20 protein-coding genes are annotated in these 19,563 nt (G+C 69.9%); 12 read left to right on the forward strand and 8 right to left on the reverse strand.

Annotated elements, in window-relative coordinates; translation table 11 throughout:
- Window positions 1-75 precede the first annotated feature (75 nt).
- Window positions 76-2,106, reverse strand: a complete 2,031-nt coding sequence (locus ACIQTP_RS16825; protein WP_403400521.1) for an NPCBM/NEW2 domain-containing protein — start codon at window positions 2,104-2,106, stop codon at window positions 76-78.
- Between the two features lie 267 nt (window positions 2,107-2,373).
- Between ACIQTP_RS16825 and ACIQTP_RS16830 the strand changes: the two genes are divergently transcribed.
- The 4 genes from ACIQTP_RS16830 to ACIQTP_RS16845 all read left to right on the forward strand — a co-directional run bounded on the left by ACIQTP_RS16830 (window position 2,374) and on the right by ACIQTP_RS16845 (window position 6,274).
- A complete protein-coding gene (locus ACIQTP_RS16830) occupies window positions 2,374-3,642 on the forward strand; it encodes an ABC transporter substrate-binding protein (RefSeq protein ID WP_403400524.1) in 1,269 nt (422 codons plus the stop codon).
- Window positions 3,643-3,662: 20 nt separating this feature from the next.
- Window positions 3,663-4,577: a carbohydrate ABC transporter permease gene (locus ACIQTP_RS16835; RefSeq protein WP_403400527.1), complete on the forward strand. Its 915-nt coding sequence runs from the start codon at window positions 3,663-3,665 to the stop codon at window positions 4,575-4,577.
- On the forward strand, window positions 4,574-5,503 hold the full coding sequence (locus ACIQTP_RS16840) for a carbohydrate ABC transporter permease (RefSeq protein WP_403400530.1): 930 nt from the start codon (window positions 4,574-4,576) through the stop codon (window positions 5,501-5,503). The genes ACIQTP_RS16835 and ACIQTP_RS16840 overlap by 4 nt, the downstream gene beginning before the upstream one ends.
- A 228-nt stretch (window positions 5,504-5,731) precedes the next feature.
- Complete coding sequence (locus ACIQTP_RS16845; protein ID WP_403400533.1) at window positions 5,732-6,274, forward strand: hypothetical protein; 543 nt, start codon at window positions 5,732-5,734, stop codon at window positions 6,272-6,274.
- 330 nt (window positions 6,275-6,604) lie between these two features.
- Here ACIQTP_RS16845 and ACIQTP_RS16850 read toward each other — a convergent pair whose 3' ends face one another.
- Together ACIQTP_RS16850 and ACIQTP_RS16855 are read right to left on the reverse strand one after the other, a co-directional pair.
- Complete coding sequence (locus tag ACIQTP_RS16850) at window positions 6,605-6,826, reverse strand: hypothetical protein (RefSeq protein WP_402039637.1); 222 nt, start codon at window positions 6,824-6,826, stop codon at window positions 6,605-6,607.
- A gap of 233 nt (window positions 6,827-7,059) precedes the next feature.
- Window positions 7,060-7,419 (reverse strand): excisionase, encoded by a 360-nt coding sequence (locus ACIQTP_RS16855; RefSeq protein WP_403400536.1) that lies wholly within the window; start codon window positions 7,417-7,419, stop codon window positions 7,060-7,062.
- Window positions 7,420-7,487: 68 nt separating this feature from the next.
- Between ACIQTP_RS16855 and ACIQTP_RS16860 the strand changes: the two genes are divergently transcribed.
- Entirely contained in the window at window positions 7,488-8,462 is a 975-nt protein-coding gene (locus ACIQTP_RS16860) for a Clp protease N-terminal domain-containing protein (RefSeq protein ID WP_403400539.1), read from the forward strand.
- A gap of 128 nt (window positions 8,463-8,590) precedes the next feature.
- On the opposite strand, the gene ACIQTP_RS16865 is transcribed toward ACIQTP_RS16860, so the two are convergent.
- Complete coding sequence (locus tag ACIQTP_RS16865) at window positions 8,591-9,022, reverse strand: excalibur calcium-binding domain-containing protein (RefSeq protein WP_403400542.1); 432 nt, start codon at window positions 9,020-9,022, stop codon at window positions 8,591-8,593.
- A gap of 123 nt (window positions 9,023-9,145) precedes the next feature.
- On the opposite strand from ACIQTP_RS16865, the gene ACIQTP_RS16870 reads away from it, so the two are divergent.
- On the forward strand, window positions 9,146-9,340 hold the full coding sequence (locus tag ACIQTP_RS16870; protein WP_403400544.1) for a hypothetical protein: 195 nt from the start codon (window positions 9,146-9,148) through the stop codon (window positions 9,338-9,340).
- A 140-nt stretch (window positions 9,341-9,480) separates the two neighbouring features.
- Complete coding sequence (locus ACIQTP_RS16875) at window positions 9,481-10,521, forward strand: NUDIX domain-containing protein (protein ID WP_403400546.1); 1,041 nt, start codon at window positions 9,481-9,483, stop codon at window positions 10,519-10,521.
- 128 nt (window positions 10,522-10,649) lie between these two features.
- Here ACIQTP_RS16875 and ACIQTP_RS16880 read toward each other — a convergent pair whose 3' ends face one another.
- On the reverse strand, window positions 10,650-12,005 hold the full coding sequence (locus ACIQTP_RS16880; protein WP_403400548.1) for a dipeptidase: 1,356 nt from the start codon (window positions 12,003-12,005) through the stop codon (window positions 10,650-10,652).
- 184 nt (window positions 12,006-12,189) lie between these two features.
- Here ACIQTP_RS16880 and ACIQTP_RS16885 point away from each other — a divergent pair, with 184 nt between their 5' ends.
- Window positions 12,190-13,446: a geranylgeranyl reductase family protein gene (locus ACIQTP_RS16885; protein WP_403400549.1), complete on the forward strand. Its 1,257-nt coding sequence runs from the start codon at window positions 12,190-12,192 to the stop codon at window positions 13,444-13,446.
- A 120-nt stretch (window positions 13,447-13,566) separates the two neighbouring features.
- Here ACIQTP_RS16885 and ACIQTP_RS16890 read toward each other — a convergent pair whose 3' ends face one another.
- Window positions 13,567-14,016, reverse strand: a complete 450-nt coding sequence (locus tag ACIQTP_RS16890; protein WP_403400551.1) for a nitroreductase family deazaflavin-dependent oxidoreductase — start codon at window positions 14,014-14,016, stop codon at window positions 13,567-13,569.
- A 185-nt stretch (window positions 14,017-14,201) separates the two neighbouring features.
- On the opposite strand from ACIQTP_RS16890, the gene ACIQTP_RS16895 reads away from it, so the two are divergent.
- The 3 genes from ACIQTP_RS16895 to ACIQTP_RS16905 all read left to right on the forward strand — a co-directional run bounded on the left by ACIQTP_RS16895 (window position 14,202) and on the right by ACIQTP_RS16905 (window position 17,084).
- The gene (locus ACIQTP_RS16895) at window positions 14,202-14,939 is read left to right on the forward strand and encodes a TetR/AcrR family transcriptional regulator (RefSeq protein ID WP_403400553.1); all 738 of its coding nucleotides are present in this window, start codon (window positions 14,202-14,204) and stop codon (window positions 14,937-14,939) included.
- 136 nt (window positions 14,940-15,075) lie between these two features.
- Complete coding sequence (locus ACIQTP_RS16900; RefSeq protein WP_403400555.1) at window positions 15,076-16,338, forward strand: sensor histidine kinase; 1,263 nt, start codon at window positions 15,076-15,078, stop codon at window positions 16,336-16,338.
- Window positions 16,339-16,418: 80 nt separating this feature from the next.
- Window positions 16,419-17,084 carry a response regulator transcription factor gene (locus ACIQTP_RS16905; RefSeq protein ID WP_054228788.1) on the forward strand — a complete coding sequence of 222 codons (666 nt, stop codon included), beginning with the start codon at window positions 16,419-16,421 and terminating at the stop codon, window positions 17,082-17,084.
- Here ACIQTP_RS16905 and ACIQTP_RS16910 read toward each other — a convergent pair.
- Both ACIQTP_RS16910 and ACIQTP_RS16915 read right to left on the reverse strand, forming a co-directional pair.
- On the reverse strand, window positions 17,045-17,323 hold the full coding sequence (locus ACIQTP_RS16910; RefSeq protein WP_403400556.1) for a DUF6332 family protein: 279 nt from the start codon (window positions 17,321-17,323) through the stop codon (window positions 17,045-17,047). The two genes, ACIQTP_RS16905 and ACIQTP_RS16910, sit on opposite strands and share 40 nt — an antisense overlap.
- Window positions 17,324-17,445: 122 nt before the next feature.
- Window positions 17,446-18,939 (reverse strand): MFS transporter, encoded by a 1,494-nt coding sequence (locus ACIQTP_RS16915; protein WP_403400558.1) that lies wholly within the window; start codon window positions 18,937-18,939, stop codon window positions 17,446-17,448.
- An 85-nt stretch (window positions 18,940-19,024) separates the two neighbouring features.
- Here ACIQTP_RS16915 and ACIQTP_RS16920 point away from each other — a divergent pair, with 85 nt between their 5' ends.
- Complete coding sequence (locus tag ACIQTP_RS16920; protein WP_403400560.1) at window positions 19,025-19,435, forward strand: MarR family winged helix-turn-helix transcriptional regulator; 411 nt, start codon at window positions 19,025-19,027, stop codon at window positions 19,433-19,435.
- Window positions 19,436-19,563 lie beyond the last annotated feature (128 nt).

The raw sequence follows: 19,563 nt of genomic DNA on the forward strand, positions 1-19,563 counted from the left end.
CGGCCGGGACGGATTCGGCCGGCCGGGTCGCCGCCCGCTGCCGAGCCGGAGGAGCCCCCCGGCTCGGCGTAGCGATCAGCAGGTCAGTCGGGCGTTCGCCCAGTCCGCGTGGTCCGAGTCGACGCCGTCGCCGCCGTCGGTGACGACGAGGCGGACGACCTGGGCGCCGGTCACGTCGGCCGAGACCGGCTGGGCCGGCATGGCGTTGGTGAGGACCCCGGTCGAGGCGACCTTCTTGCCGTCCGCCCAGATCTCGAACGCGACGGTGCCGTTGGCGCCCTTCTCGTCGTCGACGCCGACATCCGCGGTGACGGTCCGGCACCGCGTGCCGGTGTAGTACTCGACGGCGCTCGGGGCGTGCGCGCCGAGTCCCTTGGCGTAGACGACTCCGCCGAGAGTGATCGGATGACCGTCGCCCGCGGCGCTCTCCCCGTTGCTGGTGTTGCGCTCGACCGGGCCGAATCCATTGGTCGTCGACAGCCACGGCAGGTCGCCGAGGTAGGAGTCGCCCGAGGGGGGAGCCACCACGACCGACATCGTCAACGGGAGCACGCTCCCGGTGCGTATGCCGGTCGGTGAGCGGTACGTGGCCTTGAGCGTCAGGTCGTACGATCCCGCGGCCGTGCCCTCGGGCGCGGTGACCCGCCACCTCGTCCGCAGGGAGTGTCCCGTGCGTAGCGTGCCCGCCGTGGTCGGTGAGGCGGCCGCGACCTTCCAGCCCGTCGGGCCGCTCAGCGCCACCGAGACGCGCCGCGCGGGCGTACGGCCGAGGTCGGTCACCGCCGACGTCAGGGCGACCGGCTTGGCCGCCTCCACCAACGGGCTGCCGTCCAGGCCGAGTTCGACGGCGGGCGGGTTCTTGGCCCAGTGGCGGTCGGCCGCGACGCGGACGAGGACCGTGCCGTGCGCGGGGACCGTCGCGGAGATGGCACCGGCGGTGTTGTAGCTCCGGTGCTGCCACAGGTCGCGCAGCGTGTAGCCGTGGGCGGCCGGCAGCCCCACGGCCGCCGCGGTCGTGGCGATGTGCTGGGCACCGCCGGTCTCGTTGAACAGCGCCACCGTCCGGCCGCCGTCCTTCATCTCCTTGGCGACGACCCAGCGTCCGCCCTCGGAGGAGAGCACGGTGCCCTGCTTGCCCAGTGGGTCCTGGTCGACCGCGATGACGTCCTTGTTGTCGAGGATGTCGAAGGTGGCGGGCGACGCCTTGCGCAGATCCGAACCGATGAGCAGCGGAGCCGCCATGACCGACCACATCGAGAAGTGCGAGCGGTACTCGGTGTCGGTCATGCCGCCGTTGCCGACCTCCAGCATGTCCGGGTCGTTCCAGTGACCGGGACCGGCGTACGGGGCGAGGGGCAGGTTCTGCTTGAGGATCGACAGCATCGAGCCCCAGCTGTCGTTGATGTCACCGGTCGTGCGCCACAGATGTCCGACGTCCGAGGCCCACTCCCAGGGCCTGTTCTCGCCCCATTCGCAGAGGCTGTAGACGATGGGCCGCCCGGTCGCCTTGAGCGCGTCCCGCATGGTCGTGTAGCGCTGCTTGGCGTCCACGCCCTGGTTGTTGCAGTTGTCGTACTTGAGGTAGTCGACGCCCCAGTCCGCGAACTGCCGGGCGTCGCTGTACTCGTGGCCGAGGGCGCCCGGGAACCCGACGCTGTCGCACGTCTTCGTGCCCGCGCTGGTGTAGATGCCGAGCTTGAGTCCCTTGGCGTGGATGTAGTCGGCGACCGACTTGATCCCGTTCGGGAAGCGCGCCGGGTCGGGTACCAGCTTGCCGTCGGCGTCCCGGGACGGCCGGGCCCAGCAGTCGTCCAGATTGACGTACCGGTACCCGGCGTCCTTGAGCCCCTTCGCCACGAAGAGGTCCGCGATCCCCTTGACCATGCTCTCGTTGAACTCGGCCCGGCAGTGCGTGGAGTTCCAGTTGTTGAACCCCATCGGAGGGGTGAGCGCGAGGCCGTCGGCCAGGGCGGGCGACGAGGGGGCTGCGGTGGGGAAGGGGGCGGCCAGGGCCTCCGGGGCGGTCAGGCCGGTCGTACACAACAGGGCCGTCGCGAGTGCTCCGACCACTCTTCGGCGGGTTGTGCGGGTGGGAAGGTGACGCATCGTTACGTTCCTCCGAACTCGCGAAAGATAGGATGACTACATGTCCGCGACAAGGGTGCGCGCTTACGGTAGGACCTGTCCAACTCTGTTGGAAGAGAAGTGGTAACGGTTGTTCGATATCTCGTCGGAACCCTTGACGACTCTCCGACATGGGAGTGGTATCCAAGCCGCGCGTTCGGTTGTGTTGAGTGGCACCCCGAGGAGGGGGACATGGCACAGTCATCGTTGAAGAGGATCGTCGTGTCCGAAGGCACATCAGGTCATCGGATGTCCCGGCGAAATCTCCTGCGTGGTGCGGCCGTCGGGGCCGGCGCGCTCACGCTCCCCGCCCTGCTGTCCGCCTGCGGCAACGGACCCGGCGGAAACAAGAACGAAGTCACCGTGGGGTCGAACGCCTCGGACCCGGTCCCCAAGAAGGCGTACGCGGCGGCCTTCTCGGCGTACGAGAAGAAGTCCGGCAAGAAGGTCAAGGCCAACACCAAGGACCACAACGACTTCCAGGAGAACATCAACCGCTATCTCCAGGGCACGCCCGACGACGTCTTCATGTGGTTCGCGGGGTATCGCATGCAGTACTTCGCGGAGAAGGGGCTCCTGCACGAGATCAGCGACGTGTGGAGCGGCTTCACCGGTTTCTCCGACGCACTGAAGGAGCAGTCCACCCACTCCGGCAAGCAGTACTTCGTGCCGTACTACTACTATCCGTGGGCCGTTTTCCACCGCAAGAGCCTCTTCCGGTCCAAGGGCTACCAACAGCCCAAGACATGGGACGACTTCATCGCACTGGCCAAGCGGATGTCGAAGGACGGGACGCCCGTCGCCTTCTGCGACAAGGACGGCTGGCCCGCGATGGGCACCTTCGACTACATCAACATGCGCCTGAACGGATACGACTTCCACAAGTCCCTGATGGCCGGCACGGAGGCATGGACCGACGCCAAGGTGAAGAACGTCTTCGACACCTGGCGCGAGGTCATGCCCTACTACCAGAAGGGCGCTCTCGGCCGGACCTGGGAGGAGGCCGGGCAGAGCCTGCAGCAGCGCAAGACGGGGATGGCGGTCTTCGGAATGCCGCACCCGGGCACCCAGTTCCCCGAGAACGAACGCGACGACATCGACTTCTTCGCCTTCCCCGAGATCGACCCGCGGTACGCGCAGGACGCCGTGGAAGCACCCATCGACGGCTTCCTGGTCGCCAAGAAGTCGAAGAACCTCGACGGCGCCAAAGCCCTCCTGGAATGGCTGGGCACCCCCACCGCCGAGAACACCTACCTCGCCCTCGACCCCAACAACGTGGCTGTCAACGACGGTGCCGACACCACCAAGTACAGCGCCCTGCAGAAGAAGTCGGCCCAGCTCGTCTCGGGTGCCAAGCAGATCTCGCAGTTCATGGACCGTGACACCCGTCCGGACTTCGCCTCGACCGTGATGATCAAGGCGATCCAGGACTTCATCGGCAACCCGAGGGATGTCGACGGTCTCTGCAACAGCATCGAACGACAGAAGAAGACCATCTTCTCGTCGCCCGTCGGCTGATCACTGGGGGAAGACGTTCCGTGGCGCTCAACAACCCACGGCGCGCCGGACGACGGCGGCTGCGGCGGTTCACCCGCCGCGACACCGTCGTCCTCGGCGTGCTCCTCGGCATACCCGTCCTGCTCGACATCGTCATCGTCTGGGGCCCGACCCTCGCCTCCATCGGGCTCTCCTTCACCTCCTGGGACGGCGTCGGCGACATCCACTGGGCCGGCGGCGACAACTACAAGAACGTGTTCGAGAACTACCCGGCGTTCTGGCCCGCCGTCCGCCACAACGTCCTGTGGCTGCTCTTCCTCGGCCTGATCGCCACCCCGTTCGGACTGTTCCTCGCGGTGCTCATCGACCGCGGAGTGCGCTTCAGCCGCTTCTACCAGTCCGTGATCTACCTGCCGGTCGTGCTCTCGCTCGCCATCGTCGGCTTCATCGCCCAGCTGATCCTCGGCACCGACCAGGGCGTGGTCAACACGATCCTCAACAACCACGAGAACCCGGTCGACTGGCTCGGCGACGCGCACCTCAACATCTGGATGATGATGATCGCGGCGAGCTGGCGGCACACGGGTTACGTCATGATCCTCTACCTCGCCGGACTCAAGTCCGTCGACCCGCAGCTGAAGGAAGCCGCCGCGATCGACGGCGCCAACGCCCGCCAGACCTTCTTCCGCGTCGTCTTCCCGACCCTGCGCCCGGTCAACGTCATCGTCGGTGTCATCACCGTCATCGAGGCGCTGCGCGCGTTCGACATCGTCTACGCGGTCAACAAGGGCCGCAACGGCCTGGAACTGCTCTCCGTCCTGATCACCGACAACATCATCGGGGAAGCCAGCCGCATCGGATTCGGCTCCGCCATCGCGGTCGTCCTGCTCACCGTCTCGCTGGGGTTCATCGTGACGTTCCTGGTCCAAGAGCTGCGAGGTGCGCGCGAACGATGACCGCCGACATCCGCACCGGCGCCCCCGCGCGCCCGGATCCCGTTCCGGAGCCGACGCCCGCTCCCCGCCGCCGGCCGCGCCCCGGCCGCTTCGGCGTCCACATCTTCCTGATGGCTGTCTCGCTCGCCTTCCTCGCGCCGCTGCTGCTCGCCGTCTACGCCTCGCTGCGCCCGTACGAGGAGACGGCGCAGAACGGCTACTTCTCCTTCCCGAAGCACCTGTCCTTCGAGTACTACCGCCGCGCCTACAGCGAATCCGGCATGGGCAAGTACTTCACCAACACCCTGCTCATCGCCGTGCCCGCCGTCCTGGTGACCCTCTTCCTCGCCTCGTTCGTCGCCTTCGCCGTGTCCCGGCTGAAGCTGCGCGGGGGCCTTGTCCTGCTGATGTTCTTCACCGCGGGCAACCTGCTGCCCCAGCAGGTCATCGTCACCCCGCTGTACGTCCTGTTCAACAGGATCCCGCTACCGTGGTGGATGTCCGACTCGCTGACGATGTACGACTCCTACTGGGCCGTCATCATCGTCAACATCGGCTTCCAGATGGGCTTCTGCGTCTTCGTGCTGGCCAATTTCATGCGGACGCTGCCGCAGGAGATCCTCGAGGCCGCCATCGTCGACGGCGCGGGCGTGTGGACCCAGTTCTGGCGGATCACCCTCCCGCTGTGCCGCCCGGCCCTCGCGGCCCTCGGCACGCTCGAGTTCACCTGGGTCTACAACGACTTCCTCTGGGCCCTGATCTTCATCTCCGACCCCGACAAGCTCCCGATCACGTCATCCCTCAACAACCTCCGCGGCCAGTTCTTCACGGACTACAACCTGCTGGCCGCGGGCTCCGTCCTCGTCGCCCTGCCCACGATCCTGGTCTTCCTGCTCCTGCAACGGCACTTCGTCGCGGGTCTGACACTGGGGTCCACCAAGGGCTAGAACCTGACCTGCAGATTTACGGGGCGTCAGGTAGTCACTGGCGCCCCGTTCATCCCGGGAGATCATCTTGAGCTGCGGCTGCGGGGGAGTGAAGCAAGCGACCATGGTCTGCCGTCCGCGGCCGTCGGCTGGGGCCTTCGTCGTGTCGGGGACCGCGCGGGCAACCTACCCCATCACAACTCGGACACAGAGGTTCCATATCGCACACACAGGCGCCATGATCACGCAATGAAGCAAGCCCTCACCATCACGGCCGCCGCTCTCCTTGTCGCCACCCTCGCGGCCTGCAGCAACACGAAGGCGGACAGCAGCGGAACCCCCGCGAGCCCGGCCGCCGCGAAGCACAGCTCCACCACGAAGCAGGACACCGCGAGCAAGCCGCTGACCGCCGGCACCGCGTTCGACAAGATCTCCGCAACCGTCACCGCGGCGAAACTCAGCGGTACCGTCACCGCCGAGAACGACCCCAACCACCTCCTCGGCCGCCCCAGCCAGTACACGTCGAAGGTCACCTTCTCCGACAGCCGGATCTCAGCCGACGACGTCAGCGGCACGGACAAGGGAGACGTCGACCGCGGCGGCGCCATCGAGTCCTTCGCCAGCCCCTCGGACGCCAAAGCCCGCGCCGAGTACATCCAGACGGTCACCAAGTCGATGCCGGCCCTGTCGGAGTACGACTACGTACAGGGCACGACGCTGGTGCGGGTGTCGCACTACCTGACGCCGAAGCAGGCGGGCGAGTACAAGGCGGCAGCGGCCAACCTCGACTGAGGCGCGGGACGCCGTGACGGCATGCGCAAGGCCCGCCCCGACGGATGGAATGGGCCGCCGCTGTGCACGACCACCCCTCCCTCGGCGACTACGCCTGGTCCACCGGCGGCGCCCGACTCGGGGCGGCCGCTCGTGCGTTGTGGGTGGGGTCGGTTGCCGTACTCCTGCACTGACCACCCGTTGGATCGACGGCCAGCTTCTGCTCAGTCCGCCGCGTGTCGTCGGTCGGGGTGGCCCATCCCGCAATCGGTTCGGCCGCGGGAGTTCCCCGTGCCTGGTCTCGACGACCTGCACGTCGGTGCACCCGTCGGCCTCGAGTTGGGCCGCTCGTCACGTCGGTGGAGACCACGCTTCAGGGCCGCCGCCGTGCCACTCGATCACCTTTGAGTTGGCTACATCGACTTCGTCGATCCCTTCCAGCCCGGCGTAGCGGAGGAAGGCGGCCAGGTCGCGCAGTGAGTGTGCGGTGAGCAGTTCTCCGTTGACGCGCACCTGTCGGCTGCCGTCGGTCGGGGATGGTGGGTAGACGATCACGTGCAGCTCTCCGGGCATGGTTTCAGGCTCGCCCGGCCCGCCCGGATGCGCATCCGGAGCGCGGGCTCAGAGCGCTCCGCACAGCGCGTGCCGGACAGTCCAATATCTGGCCGACCACTCCAAGCTCGGTGCCGGCCCGTTCCCCTGCTGGGCGCCGCTGGACCGGCCGTACACCCTGGTCGTGGACGAGCAGGCGGATCCGGCGACGGTGTCACCGTTCCGGGCCGATGGCACGGTGCTGCTCGCGCCGGTCACTTCCCCTCCAGCGCGGCCAGGCGCAGCTCAAGCTGGTCAACCCGGTGCCGTAGCAGGGCGACCTGGGCTTCCAGGCTGACTTCCCGTTCCGCCCTGCGCTGAATGCGCGGTGACGCGGCGGCGCGCTCGATCACCGCGTCCAGCCGGACCAGGCGCTGCGGTCCGTTCGGGCCGTCCACCAGCCGGGACTGGATCTCGTCATTGCGGTACCAGGACCGCAGGGCCGAGCGGGAAACGCCGGTCTCGGATTCCGCCTTGGCCAGCGTGACCCAGGGTGTCTCGTCCAGCTGCTCGAACAGCTCCAGCTCGTTCCGCCAGCGCGCGAGCCGGTCCTCCCAGTCCGACGGTGTCTCCATCACACCCTCCCTTCAGCATAGTGACCCTATCAATAACAGTGTATTGACACGGTTGCGACCATGGAGCCATGCCATTTGAACGGTTCACGGTGGAAGCCCGCAAGGTGGTCGTCACGGCTCAGGAGGAGGCGAGGCTGCTCAAGCACAACTACATCGGCACGGAGCACATCCTGTTGGGGTTGCTCGACGCGCCGGACAGCATGGCGGCGAAAGTTCTGCACCAGCTCGGGTACGACAAGGAGGCGGCGCAGGTCGATATCGCCGCGGTGGCCAAGCCCGGCACGGAGCAGCTGAGCGGTCATATCCCGTTCGCGCCGAGCGCGAAGAAGACGCTGGACCTTGCCCTGCGAGAGGCGCAGCGGCTGCACCACACCTACATCGGTACGGAACACATCCTGCTGGCCCTGGTCGCCGGGGAAGGTGAGAGCGTCGGCGCGAAGGTGCTTGCCGAGCGGATCAATCCGGTCAGCAAGATCCGTGCCGTGGTGCTGGCGTCATTGGAGGGATCGCAGGACGTCAAGGCCGGCCCGTGGCCGGCCGGCACACCTGCCACCGAGGAGACCGTGTCCGCGGCCGGCGCGCTGGCCGGTGGTGCACCGGTCGGCAGCCATCACCTGCTCGAGGCGATGCTGCGGGCGGAGAACAGCATGGCGGCCAGGGTGCTGCGCGAACTCGGGGTCGACCCGGACGCGGTCGCCGCCAAGATCGACGAACTGGATCCGGAGACGACCACGGACGCGAACCCGGAGGAGGCCGCCGCGCGCAAGATGGAAATCCGGCTGGTCGACGATGAGGTGCACCTGATCCTGCGGGACCCGACAACGGTCACGGTCGCCAAGAAGGTCACCGAACTGTCCAACGGCCCGATCCAAGGCGTCGGGCCGGCGGCCGGCATGTTCGTCCCGCTCTGGCGGTCGACCAACCAGCTGCTGCTGCAGATCCAGCGTGTGCTGGAACCGGAACCCGGAGAAGAGGACGGATCCGCCGCGAACAATGTGGCCAAGGTCGTACGAACGGTCCTCGCGCCCCGGCTCCGCCGGTGAACCGGCTGATCAGCGGCCGGAACCTGTCGGTGGGACTGGGGCGAATCCGCAAGGGAGGATCATGCTTCGTCGCTGGGCCCCTTCGTCGCGGGCCTGACACTGGGGTCCACCAAGGGCTGATCCGCGCGTCACTCGCAGCCGACGCCGTCTCCGTCGCGGTCGAGGTGGCGGCCGTAGCCGGGGTCTCCCACGTGGACGGGCGCGGCGCAGTTCTCGTAGTACACGCAGTCCCCGCCGCTGTCGTCGCTGCTGACGCCACCCGCGGCGGCGGGCTGCGCGGTGACCGTCGCGCGTACGGTCTTAGTGCTCCGCACGGTCACGGTCGCGGCGGGCGTCGCCATGGCCGTTTCCGTGGCCGTCCGCGTCGCGGTCGTCGTGGCGGTGACGGTGGTGGTCGGACCGGGCTTCGCCGCGCCGGACTCGGTGGTGTCCCCGCCGCGGTTGCCGATGCCGACGCCGATGAGGGCCACGGCCGGCGCGGGCAGTACGTAGCGCTCGTGGGCCCAGCCCGGGGCGGTGCGGGCCGATGCGGCGGGTGGTGCCGTGTACGGGTTGGTCATGTCGTCCCCCCTGAGGTGTTTCGAGTGGGATGACGGCAGTGCCGCTGATGTGTCCGAAGGGGGAGGAGCGGGAGTTGCGTGACCCACCCGTGACTCCTCGTCGCGTTCGGAGTTGAACCGGGCATGAAGAAGCGCAGCATGCTTGCCATCGCCTCCCTCGCCACCGGGTTCGTCGTCGCGGCGATCACCCCGTCCCACGCCGTCGACGGCGACTCCCTGGGCGACCTGCCCGTCAAGGACACGCTCAGCAGCCTCGACCACACGCTCGGCAGCGACAGCCCGGTCGTGGACGACACCGTGCTCGGCCGGAACGGCTGAGGCACGGGGGCGGACACGTGGCGCCGGTGCTCCCCGGGACGGGGCACCGGCGCCACGCCGTCGGCTCCCTCATCTGCGGCTGGTTTCCGTGGCAGGGTGTAGCGGGCAAGCCTCAGGGGGCCAACAGAAGAGGGGGAACCGTGATCGTCTGGATCAACGGTGCGTTCGGTGCGGGGAAGACGACCACCGCACGGGAACTGATCGACCTGATCCCGAACAGCACGCTCTTCGACCCCGAGGTGATCGGCGGCGAGCTCGCGCACCTGCTGCCCGCCAAACGCCTCGCCGAGGTCGGCGACTTCCAGGACCTGTCGATCTGGCGGCGCCTGGTGGTCGACACCGCGGCCGCCCTGCTCGCGGAGCTCGGCGGCGTACTCGTGGTTCCCATGACCCTGCTGCGCCAGGAGTACCGTGACGAGATCTTCGGCGGCCTCGCCTCGCGCCGGATCGAAGTACGCCACGTGCTCCTCGCCCCGGCGGAAACGATCCTGCGGGCGCGCATAGCCGGCCGGGAGATACCCGAGGACCTCCCCGACGGCGAGATACGCGTGCGCCAGTGGTCCTACGACCACATCGAGCCCTACCGCGCGGCGCTCGCCTCCTGGCTCACCGCCGACGCCCACCCCGTCGACACCAGCGCCCTCACCCCGTACGACACCGCACTGCGCGTCGCCGAAGCCGTACGCAGCGGTGACGCGTCCGTGTGCGACATCGTGCAGACCCCCGAACCGACCTCCGAGACCGTCGCCGCCGGAGTCCTCCTCTTCGACGAGGAGGACCGGGTGCTGCTCGTCGACCCCACCTACAAGGCGGGCTGGGAGTTTCCCGGCGGCGTCGTCGAACCGGGGGAGGCTCCCGCGCGTGCGGGCATGCGCGAGGTCGCCGAGGAGACCGGCATACGGCTCGAGGACGTACCCGGTCTGCTGGTGGTGGACTGGGAGCCGCCCGCACCGCCCGGCTACGGCGGTCTGCGCCTGCTGTTCGACGGAGGCCGCCTCGACTCCGACGAGGCACACCGACTCCTGTTGCCCGGACCCGAACTGCGCGCCTGGCGCTTCGTCACCGAGCGGGAGGCGGCGGACCTGCTGCCACCGGTGCGCTACGAGCGGCTGCGCTGGGCCCTGCGGGCGCGGGAGCGCGGCGCCGCACTCTATCTGGAGGCCGGCATACCGCTCGGCTGACGGCGCGCAACGGGCCGGTCGCTCCAGGGCTGTTCACCCGGCCAAGCTACCGCCCGGCGCGCGGAGAGGGCCCGCGCCTTCTGGCGAGGACCCTCTCGGCTCGTGCGCTCGTGCTCCCGGCCGGGTGGTCAGCTCGCCGCGTACTTCTGGAGGAACAGCGCCTCCGTGACCGAGAGACGCTCCAACTCGTCGGGGGAGACGCTCTCGTTCACGGCGTGGATCTGCGCCTGCGGCTCGCTCAGGCCGATGAGGAGGATCTCCGCGTGCGGGTAGAGCGAGGCGAGGGTGTTGCACAGCGGGATGGAACCGCCCTGGCCCGCGGACTGCATCTCCTCGCCCGGATAGGCGACCGCCATCGCCTCGGCCATCGCCGTGTACGCCGGGCTGGAGGTGTCGGCACGGAACGGCTGGCCCTGGCCGATCTGCTCGGTGCTCACCCGCGCGCCCCACGGCGTGTGCGCCTCCAGATGGGCCTGCAGGAGCTTGGTCGCCTCGACCGCGTCCACGCCCGGCGGCACCCGCAGGCTCACCAGCGCACGCGCGCCCGCCTGCACGGACGGGGTGGCGCCGACGACCGGCGGGCAGTCGATGCCGAGCACGGTGACGGCCGGACGCGCCCAGATGCGGTCGGCGACCGCGTCCGAGCCGATCAGCTCGACCCCGTCCAGCACCTTGGCGTCCTTGCGGAACGCCTCCTCCTCGTACTGCAACCCCTCCCAGCGCGCGTCCCCGGTCAGCCCGTCGATCGTCGTCGAACCGTCCTCGGCGCGCAGCGAGTCCAGTACGCGGATCAGCGCGCCCAGCGCGTCGGGCGCCGCCCCGCCGAACTGGCCCGAGTGCAGATTGCCTTCCAGCGTGTCGATCTGCACACGCACGAGCGTCATTCCGCGCAGGGTCGAGGTGACCGTCGGCAGGCCCAGCCGGAAGTTGCCGACGTCGCCGATGACGATGGTGTCGGCGGTCAGCAACTCCGGGTGCTGTTCGGCGTACCGCTCCAGACCGCCCGTGCCCTGCTCCTCCGAGCCCTCGACGATCACCTTGACGCCCACCGGAACGCCACCGCTCGCCTTCAGCGCGCGCAGCGCGAGCAGGTGCATGATGAACCCGCCCTTGCAGTCGGCGGCGCCGCGCCCGTACCAGCGGCCGTCGCGCTCCGTCAGCTCGAACGGCGGGGTCGTCCAGGCCGCCTCGTCCAGCGGCGGCTGCACGTCGTAGTGCGCGTACAGCAGCACGGTCTTGGCGCCCTCGGGCCCGGGCAGGAAGCCGTACACCGACTGCGTGCCGTCCGGGGTGTCCAGCAGCGCCACGTCCTGAAAACCCTCGGCGCGCAGCGCGTCGGCGACCCAGTTCGCGGCGCCCTCGCTCTCACTCCTGGGGTATTGGTCGAAGTCCGCCACCGACTTGAAGGCCACCAGTTCGGTGAGCTCCGCCTGCGCCCTGGGCATGAGCGAGGCGACGGTCTCGGCGACCGGATTCGACGACATGGGCACGCTCCTTGTAGGTGCGACGTTGTACTTCTGTGTACAAGTGATCGGGTGATGCGTACGCGCGTCCAGGTGTACAGGGCGCATACGCCCCCGATCCTCCCACAGCGGCCTGCGGCGATGCCCGCCGTAGGATGCTCGGGACCGTGGCGGCAGACGGCTGGACTGGGAGCAGTAGACCATCGTGAGCAGCGAGAACTCTTCGGCGGACGACGAACAGCGGGTGTGGGACGTCGTCGTGGTCGGCGCGGGGCCGGCGGGCGCCTCGGCCGCCTATGCGGCAGCGGTCGCGGGACGCAGCGTCCTGCTCCTGGAGAAGGCGGAGCTGCCCCGCTACAAGACGTGTGGCGGCGGCATCATCGGCCCCTCGCGCGACGCCCTGCCACCCGGCTTCGAGCTACCGCTCCAGGACCGGGTGCACGCGGTCACGTTCTCGCTCGACGGCAAGTTCACCCGCACCCGGCGCTCCAAGCAGATGCTCTTCGGGCTCATCAACCGGCCCGAGTTCGACCAGCAGCTCGTCGAGCACGCCCAGAAGGCGGGCGCCGAGCTGCGCACGGGCGTCACGGTCTCGCGGGTCGAACAGCACGGGTCCGCCGTGCCCGACCGGCGCACCGTCGCCGTCGTCCTCCAGGGCGGCGAGACCGTGCTGGCGCGGGCGGTCGTCGGCGCGGACGGCAGCGCCAGCCGCATAGGGGCGCACGTCGGGGTGAAGCTCGACCAGGTCGACCTCGGCCTGGAGGCGGAGATCCCGGTGCCGGAGACCGTCGCCGAGGACTGGCAGGGACGGGTCCTGATCGACTGGGGTCCCATGCCGGGCAGTTACGGCTGGGTGTTCCCCAAGGGCGACACACTCACCGTCGGCGTGATCTCCGCGCGCGGCGAAGGCGCCGCCACCAAGCGGTACTTGGAGGACTTCATCGCCCGGCTCGGGCTCGCCGGCTTCGATCCGAGCATCTCCTCCGGGCACCTGACGCGCTGCCGCGCCGACGACTCCCCGCTGTCGCGTGGGCGCGTGCTGGTCTGCGGCGACGCGGCGGGGCTGCTCGAACCCTGGACCCGCGAGGGCATCTCCTTCGCACTGCGCTCCGGGCGGCTCGCGGGGGAGTGGGCGGTACGGATCGCCGAGGCGCACGACGCGGTGGACACCAGGCGCCAGGCGCTCAACTACGCCTTCGCCATCAAGGCGGGGCTCGGCGTCGAGATGGCCGTCGGCAAGAGCATGCTCGCGGCCTTCGAGCGCCGGCCGGGCATGCTGCACGCGGCGATCACCAGCTTCCGGCCCGCCTGGAAGGCCTTCGCCGGGATCACCCGCGGTTCGACCACGCTGGGCGAGATGGTGCGCTCCCACCCGATGGCCGGGCGCGCCCTGTCCGCGCTCGACCGGCGATCGGCCGCCGCCGCGCCGACGGCCGCCGAAAGCACTCCGACCACGGAGTGACCGTTGGTCGCGGAGCGGTGACCGTGACCGCGGCCGTGACCGTGGAGTGGCCGGTGTTCGCGGAGCCGCGGCCGTGGAGTGGCCGGTGGCTGACGGGGCTGCCCGTCGGCTCCCGGCCGGTCAGCTCGTGACCGTGATCCGGAAGACCGGGTGGTCGGGGGCGATGCGCCGCAGCTCCTCGGGGGACGAGTCGGGGCCGACGCCACCGAAGAAGACACCGACCTCCGCCTTCCAGCGCTTGAGGTAGGCACGCAGCAGCGGAACCTTGTCGTCGTCGCCGACCTCGGTCGCGGTGAACGTGTCCACCTTCTTGCCGAGGCGCAGCTGGCCGCCGCCCGCGGCCCGCATGTTGTGCGTCCACTGGACGTGGCCGCGGGGGGCGACCAAGTACTGCTGCCCGTCCACGGTGAGCAGATTGACCGGGGTGGTGCGCCACTCGCCGCTCTTGCGGCCACGGACGGCCAGGACCCGGGAGCCCCAGATGCTGAGACCGCGGCGGGTCATGAACGCCACGCAGCGGTTGAAGACGTTGACGGTGAACCAGCCGGGCTTCTGGACGTGCGTGGACATGATGACCCCCATCGGTTGCGAGAGCGCCGCTCTCTGAGTTGAGCGCTGCTCGCTTTTGTGAGCACTGCTCTCGCTTGAGAGCAGTCTGCACGAGATCGGTGATCCAAAGCAAGAGCGGTGCTCTCGTTCATGTGCGCCGCTCTCGTTTGTGTGCACTGCTCTGAAAACGTGGCACACTTTCCCGCATGAGTACCGCACGCGGAGCACGCGCCCGAGCCAGGATCGAGGTCACCGCGGCCATCAAGGAAGAGGCGCGCAGACAGCTCGCCGCGGAGGGCGCCGCCAAGCTCTCGCTCAGAGCCGTCGCCCGGGAGCTCGGCATGGTCTCCTCCGCGCTCTACCGCTACTTCCCCAGCCGTGACGACCTGCTGACCGCGCTCATCATCGACGCCTACGACTCCCTCGGCGAGAGCGCGGAGGCGGCGCACGCGCAGGTCGCGGGCGCCGGGCCGCGCGAGCGCTGGATCGCGGTGTGCGTGGCGGCGCGCCGCTGGGCCTTGGCGCAGCCGCACGAGTACGCGCTCATCTACGGTTCGCCCGTGCCCGGTTACACCGCGCCGGACACGACCGTCCCGGCCGCCTCCCGTGTGGGGCTGCTGCTGGTCGGCATCGTGCGTGACGCGTATCGGGGCAAGGGGGTGGCCCGCACCCCGCTGTCGCCCGAGCTGAAGGCCGAGGCGAAGCGGATGGCCGCCGACCTCGCGCCCGACCTGCCGCCCGAGGCGGTCGCGGCGCTCGTCGCCGCCTGGGCCCAGCTCTACGGGCTGATCGGGTTTGAGCTCTTCGGCCAGTTCAACCGGCTCGTGGAGGACCGTGAGCCGTTCTTCCGGCAGGCGGTGGGCCAACTCGCCCACGGCGTGGGCCTGGTGTACCCCGAGCCGACCGGGACCCCGGGCAAGGGGAACGGCACGGGCGGTCCCTGACGACGATCGGGTGGTACTCCGTGGAGAGGCCGGGTGGTACTCCGTGGGGCGGCCGGGTGGTACTCCGTGGGGAGTACGCGTGATCACCTCGCCCGGCTGACGCCCCCGGCGGCCCGTGCCGTCTAGCGTGACCGTCATGGAAGAGCAGCGAACCCCCAGGTCCCCGGTGTGGGGCGGGGTACCGCCGTGGTGGCGGCACGGGCCACCGGGGTGGCACCGATGGAGCGGCGAGGACCACGGCGGGCGTGGCGGGCGCGGCGACCGGTGGCCGTGGCGTTCCACCCTGCTGCTGACCGTCTTCGTGCTGGGCGGCTCCCAGTTCGCGGCGCACGCCCAGGACGGCGAACGCACCCCCCTGGACCTCTTCGCGAGGGCCCTGCTGATCCTCGGTTCGGGCCTGTTGCTGTGGCGGCAGCGGTACCCGGTGTTCGTCGCCTTCGGTACAGCCGCCGCGGTGCTGGTCTATCTGGGCGCCGGATATCCGTACGGGCCCGTCTTCGTCACCGTGGCCGTCGGCTGCTTCGGCGCGGTCGTCGCGGGGCACCGGTGGGCGGCCTGGACGGCCGTCGGCACGCTGTGGGCCGGCCATCTGCTGGTGGGCCACTGGCTCTACCGCCGGCTGCCGCCCGCCGGGGACCGGGCCGCCTCCTGGAACCAGGAACTCGGCTTCCTCACCTGGGGCGTGGTGATCGTGGTGGTGTCGGAGCTGGCACGGATACGCCGTGAGCAGTGGGCCCGCGACCGCGCCGAACGCGCGCGGGCCGCCGCTCGGCGCGCCGACGAGGAGCGGCTGCGGATCGCCCGTGAACTGCACGACGTCCTCGCCCACAGCATCTCCGTGATCAACGTCCAGGCGGGCGTCGGCCTCGCGCTTCTCGACTCCGATCCTGAACAGGCGCGCACGGCGCTCACCACCATCAAGGAGGCCAGCAAGGAGGCACTCGGCGAGGTCCGCCAGGTGCTCGACACGCTCCGTACGCCGGGGGAGGCGCCGCGCGCGCCGGCGCCGGGGCTCGACCGGCTTCCCGAGCTTGTCGAACAGGCGGCGAGCGCGGGCCTGACGGTCGAGATCGAGAAACCCGGCGGCGTTCCGAAGCTTCCGCCGGGTACCGACCTCGCCGCGTTCCGTATCGTCCAGGAGGCGCTCACCAACGTCGTACGGCACTCGGGGTCGCGCCGCGCGCGCGTGCGGCTCGAATCCGCGCTGGGCACGCTGCGGCTGCGCATCGACGACGACGGGCCCGCGACCGGCACCGACGCGGGCGGCAGCGGCAACGGGCTGGCCGGCATGCGGGAGCGGGCCGTCGCCCTCGGTGGCACGATCGAGGCGGGCCCGCGCGACGACGGAGGCTTCCGCGTGCTGGCCGTGCTCCCGCTGAAGGTCAAGGAGGACCGGTGAACGCTGAAGGAGAGCCGGTGGACGGCGAAGTGGTGCCGGTGGACGGCGAAGGGGGACCGGTGGATGAGAAAGGGGGACCGGTGATCCGCGTCCTGCTCGCCGACGACCAGTCACTGGTCAGGGCGGGCTTCAAGGCGCTGCTCGACGCACAGGCGGACCTGGAGGTGGCCGGTGAGGCGGCCGACGGCGAGGAGGCGGTGCGCAAGGTGCGCGAACTGCGCCCCGACGTCGTCCTGATGGACATCCGCATGCCGCTGCTCGACGGCCTCGCCGCGACCCGCCGTCTCACCGACGACCCGGACCTGAAGGACGTGAAGGTGGTCATGCTCACCACCTTCGAGCTCGACGAGTACGTCTTCGAGGCGATCCGCTCCGGTGCCTCCGGCTTTCTCGTCAAGGACACCGAGCCGGACGAACTCCTGCGCGCCGTACGGGCGGTGGTCGGCGGCGACGCGCTGCTGTCACCGGGCGTGACGCGCCGTCTGATCGCGGAGTTCGCGGCCCGCTCCAAGGAGCCCGCGGCCGCGGAGTCGCTCGTCCGGCTCACCGAGCGGGAGCGGGAGGTGATGGCCCTGGTCGGTATCGGACTGTCCAACGACGAGATCGCGCGGCGTCTGGTCGTCAGCCCGCTCACGGCCAAGACCCATGTCAGCCGGACCATGGTGAAGCTCGGCGCCCGTGACCGGGCCCAACTGGTCGTGCTGGCCTATGAGTCGGGGTTGGTGCGGCCGGGGTGGCTCGGGTGAGTGCCGGCCGCGCGGCCGAAGCGGACGAGCACCGTGACCACGCGTACCGCGAAAAGCGCGGTGGCCAGCAGCACCCCTGAGGTGATCAGGCCCTTCTCGATGGGGAGTGGGAGATCGAAGAGCAGCGCGGGGCCGGATACGGCGCCCAGCGCCAGGGCTGCCGCGAAGGTCGCGCTGAGGAGCGCGTACCCGATCTCGACCGTCATCGCGTCCCGCTGCTCCTGCGTGCGTCTCCCCATGGCGCGAGTCTGTCACGACGGCGTGCCCGGCGGGCAAGGGGCTGCCTGCCGGGCGCGTCGGTCGAAGTGTCGGGTCGAAGTGCCGGTCCGGCGCGGTGAGTTGAGGTCGCCGGCGAACCGGTTCAGTCGACGACCGCCACCCTCTCCTCCGTGTCCTCCCGTACGGAGTCCTTCCCTGCGGACCCTGCGACCACGACGGTCTGCCGCGGGCGCCGGGACCGCAGCCCCGGCAGCGTGATCAGCAGCCCCGCCACGGCGATCCCCGTCACCACGATCAGTCCGGACCGGTAGCTGTCGAGGACGGCCTGCGGCGAGGAGCCCGCCGAGGAGTTCGCGGTCACGACGGCCGTCACCACGGCCAGGAAGAGGGCGCCGCCCACCTGGACGGAGGTGTTGAGCAGACCCGAGACCATGCCCTGCTCGTGGTCGTCGACACCGTTGGTCGCCTGGATGTTGAGCGAGGGGAAGATCAGCGCGCAGGCCGCGCCGATCAGCAGCATGGTCGGCAGGATCACGGCCGCGTACGCCGGGTCGAGGCTGACGCGCAGGAACAGCGCGTAGCCGACGACCATCAGCACGAAGCCCACCGCGATGAGCCGCGGGGTCCCGAACCGGTCGACGACGGCGCCGACCTTCGTGGAGGAGAGCGCGACCAGCGCGCCGGCGGGCAGGAAGGCGAGCGCGGTGTGCAGGGCCGACCAGCCGAGCAGCGACTGCATGTACAGCGTCACCAGGAACTGGAATCCGACGTACGAGCCGAAGAACGCCATCGCGCCGAGCTGGGCGCGGATCTGACCGCCGGAGCGGAGCACGCCGAGCCGGATCAGCGGCCCCGCCGAGCGCCGCTCGACACGGACGAAGACGGTGAGCAGGACGGCCACGGCGAGGAAGGACAGGAGGGTGCGGGTCGAGGCCCAGCCGGCCTCGGGGGCCTGGACGACGGTGAACACCAGCAGCAGCATCGACGCCGTGCCGAGGATTGCGCCGGGGATGTCGTAGCCGTTGTGGTCCTTCTCGCGTTCGCTGCGCGGCAGCAGCTTCAGGCCGACGAGCAGGGCGATCAGCGCGATGGGCGCGGGCAGCAGCATGGTGAGGCGCCAACTGGCCTCGGTGAGCAGGCCCGACAGCACGAGGCCCATCGAGAAGCCGGTGGCCGCGCAGGTGGTGTAGATCGACAGGGCGCGGTTGCGCAGGGGGCCCTCGGCGAAGGTCGTGGTGATGATCGACAGGCCCGCAGGGGCGGTGAACGCCGCGCTCAGGCCCTTGATGAAGCGGCTGGCGATCAGCAGCGGGCCCGAGTCGACGAGCCCGCCGAGCAGCGAGGCGAGCGCGAAGACACCCAGGGCCACCAGGAAGACCTGGCGGCGGCCCAGCAGGTCGGCGGTGCGGCCGCCGAGGAGGAGCAGGCCGCCGTATCCCAGGATGTAGCCGCTGACGATCCATTGCAGCGTCGAGGTGGAGAGGTCCAGTTCGGAACCGATGGACGGCAGGGCGACGCCGACCATCGACACGTCGAGCGCGTCCAGGAACATCGCGGCGCAGAGCACCAGCAGGGTGCCCCACAGCCGCGGGGTCCAGCGTCCCCCGGCGGTGGGGTTGGTGAGCGGAGAGGTCATGCGGGAGACAGTACATGCACATGCATTGAATGCAAGTGCATTTAATTCCGATGCAACAAACTCGATTCTTTGCTACGGTGCGCCCATGGCGGCGAAGAAGGCCGAGCAGGTGCTCGTGGACCAGTGGCGTGACATCCTCGCGGTGCATGCGCGCACCCTGTGCGAGCTCGACCGCGAGCTGCACCGACACGGCCTGGGCGCAAGCGACTTCGAGGTGCTGGACGTGCTGGCCGGGGGCGCCGCGTCCGACGGCGACTGTTCCTACCGCGTCCAGGAGATCTCCGACCGCGTCCATCTGAGCCAGAGCGCCCTGTCCCGGCTGATCGCCCGTCTGGAGAAGGACGGTCTCGTGACGCGCGGCATGTGCCCGGAGGACCGGCGGGGGGTGCGCGTGTGCCTCACCCCGAAGGGACGAACGCTCCATGCCGAGGTGCTGCCGGTGCAGCGGGCGGTGCTGACGCGGATGCTGGCGGGCGGGACAGTCGCCCGCGACTGACACCGCGGCCCGCAACCCGCAACCCGCAGATGGCAGATCGCAGACCGTGGATGGCAGACCGCAGCCGCGGAACGCAGCCCGCGGAACGCCACCGAACGTGCACCGCCCCGGTCGGGCCCGGGTGCCTC

This window comes from Streptomyces sp. NPDC090798 (assembly GCF_044768965.1).
Taxonomy (GTDB): domain Bacteria; phylum Actinomycetota; class Actinomycetes; order Streptomycetales; family Streptomycetaceae; genus Streptomyces.

Coding starts and splice junctions, on each gene's coding strand:
- ACIQTP_RS16920 (WP_403400560.1), top strand. CDS start 19,025: ATGGCGGCGAAGAAGGCCGAGCAGGTGCTCGTGGACCAGTGGCGTGAC.
- ACIQTP_RS16890 (WP_403400551.1), bottom strand. CDS start 14,016: ATGTCCACGCACGTCCAGAAGCCCGGCTGGTTCACCGTCAACGTCTTC.
- ACIQTP_RS16840 (WP_403400530.1), top strand. CDS start 4,574: ATGACCGCCGACATCCGCACCGGCGCCCCCGCGCGCCCGGATCCCGTT.
- ACIQTP_RS16845 (WP_403400533.1), top strand. CDS start 5,732: ATGAAGCAAGCCCTCACCATCACGGCCGCCGCTCTCCTTGTCGCCACC.
- ACIQTP_RS16870 (WP_403400544.1), top strand. CDS start 9,146: ATGAAGAAGCGCAGCATGCTTGCCATCGCCTCCCTCGCCACCGGGTTC.
- ACIQTP_RS16915 (WP_403400558.1), bottom strand. CDS start 18,939: ATGACCTCTCCGCTCACCAACCCCACCGCCGGGGGACGCTGGACCCCG.
- ACIQTP_RS16855 (WP_403400536.1), bottom strand. CDS start 7,419: ATGGAGACACCGTCGGACTGGGAGGACCGGCTCGCGCGCTGGCGGAAC.
- ACIQTP_RS16895 (WP_403400553.1), top strand. CDS start 14,202: ATGAGTACCGCACGCGGAGCACGCGCCCGAGCCAGGATCGAGGTCACC.
- ACIQTP_RS16910 (WP_403400556.1), bottom strand. CDS start 17,323: ATGGGGAGACGCACGCAGGAGCAGCGGGACGCGATGACGGTCGAGATC.
- ACIQTP_RS16825 (WP_403400521.1), bottom strand. CDS start 2,106: ATGCGTCACCTTCCCACCCGCACAACCCGCCGAAGAGTGGTCGGAGCA.
- ACIQTP_RS16850 (WP_402039637.1), bottom strand. CDS start 6,826: ATGCCCGGAGAGCTGCACGTGATCGTCTACCCACCATCCCCGACCGAC.
- ACIQTP_RS16830 (WP_403400524.1), top strand. CDS start 2,374: ATGTCCCGGCGAAATCTCCTGCGTGGTGCGGCCGTCGGGGCCGGCGCG.
- ACIQTP_RS16900 (WP_403400555.1), top strand. CDS start 15,076: ATGGAAGAGCAGCGAACCCCCAGGTCCCCGGTGTGGGGCGGGGTACCG.
- ACIQTP_RS16860 (WP_403400539.1), top strand. CDS start 7,488: ATGCCATTTGAACGGTTCACGGTGGAAGCCCGCAAGGTGGTCGTCACG.
- ACIQTP_RS16865 (WP_403400542.1), bottom strand. CDS start 9,022: ATGACCAACCCGTACACGGCACCACCCGCCGCATCGGCCCGCACCGCC.
- ACIQTP_RS16880 (WP_403400548.1), bottom strand. CDS start 12,005: ATGTCGTCGAATCCGGTCGCCGAGACCGTCGCCTCGCTCATGCCCAGG.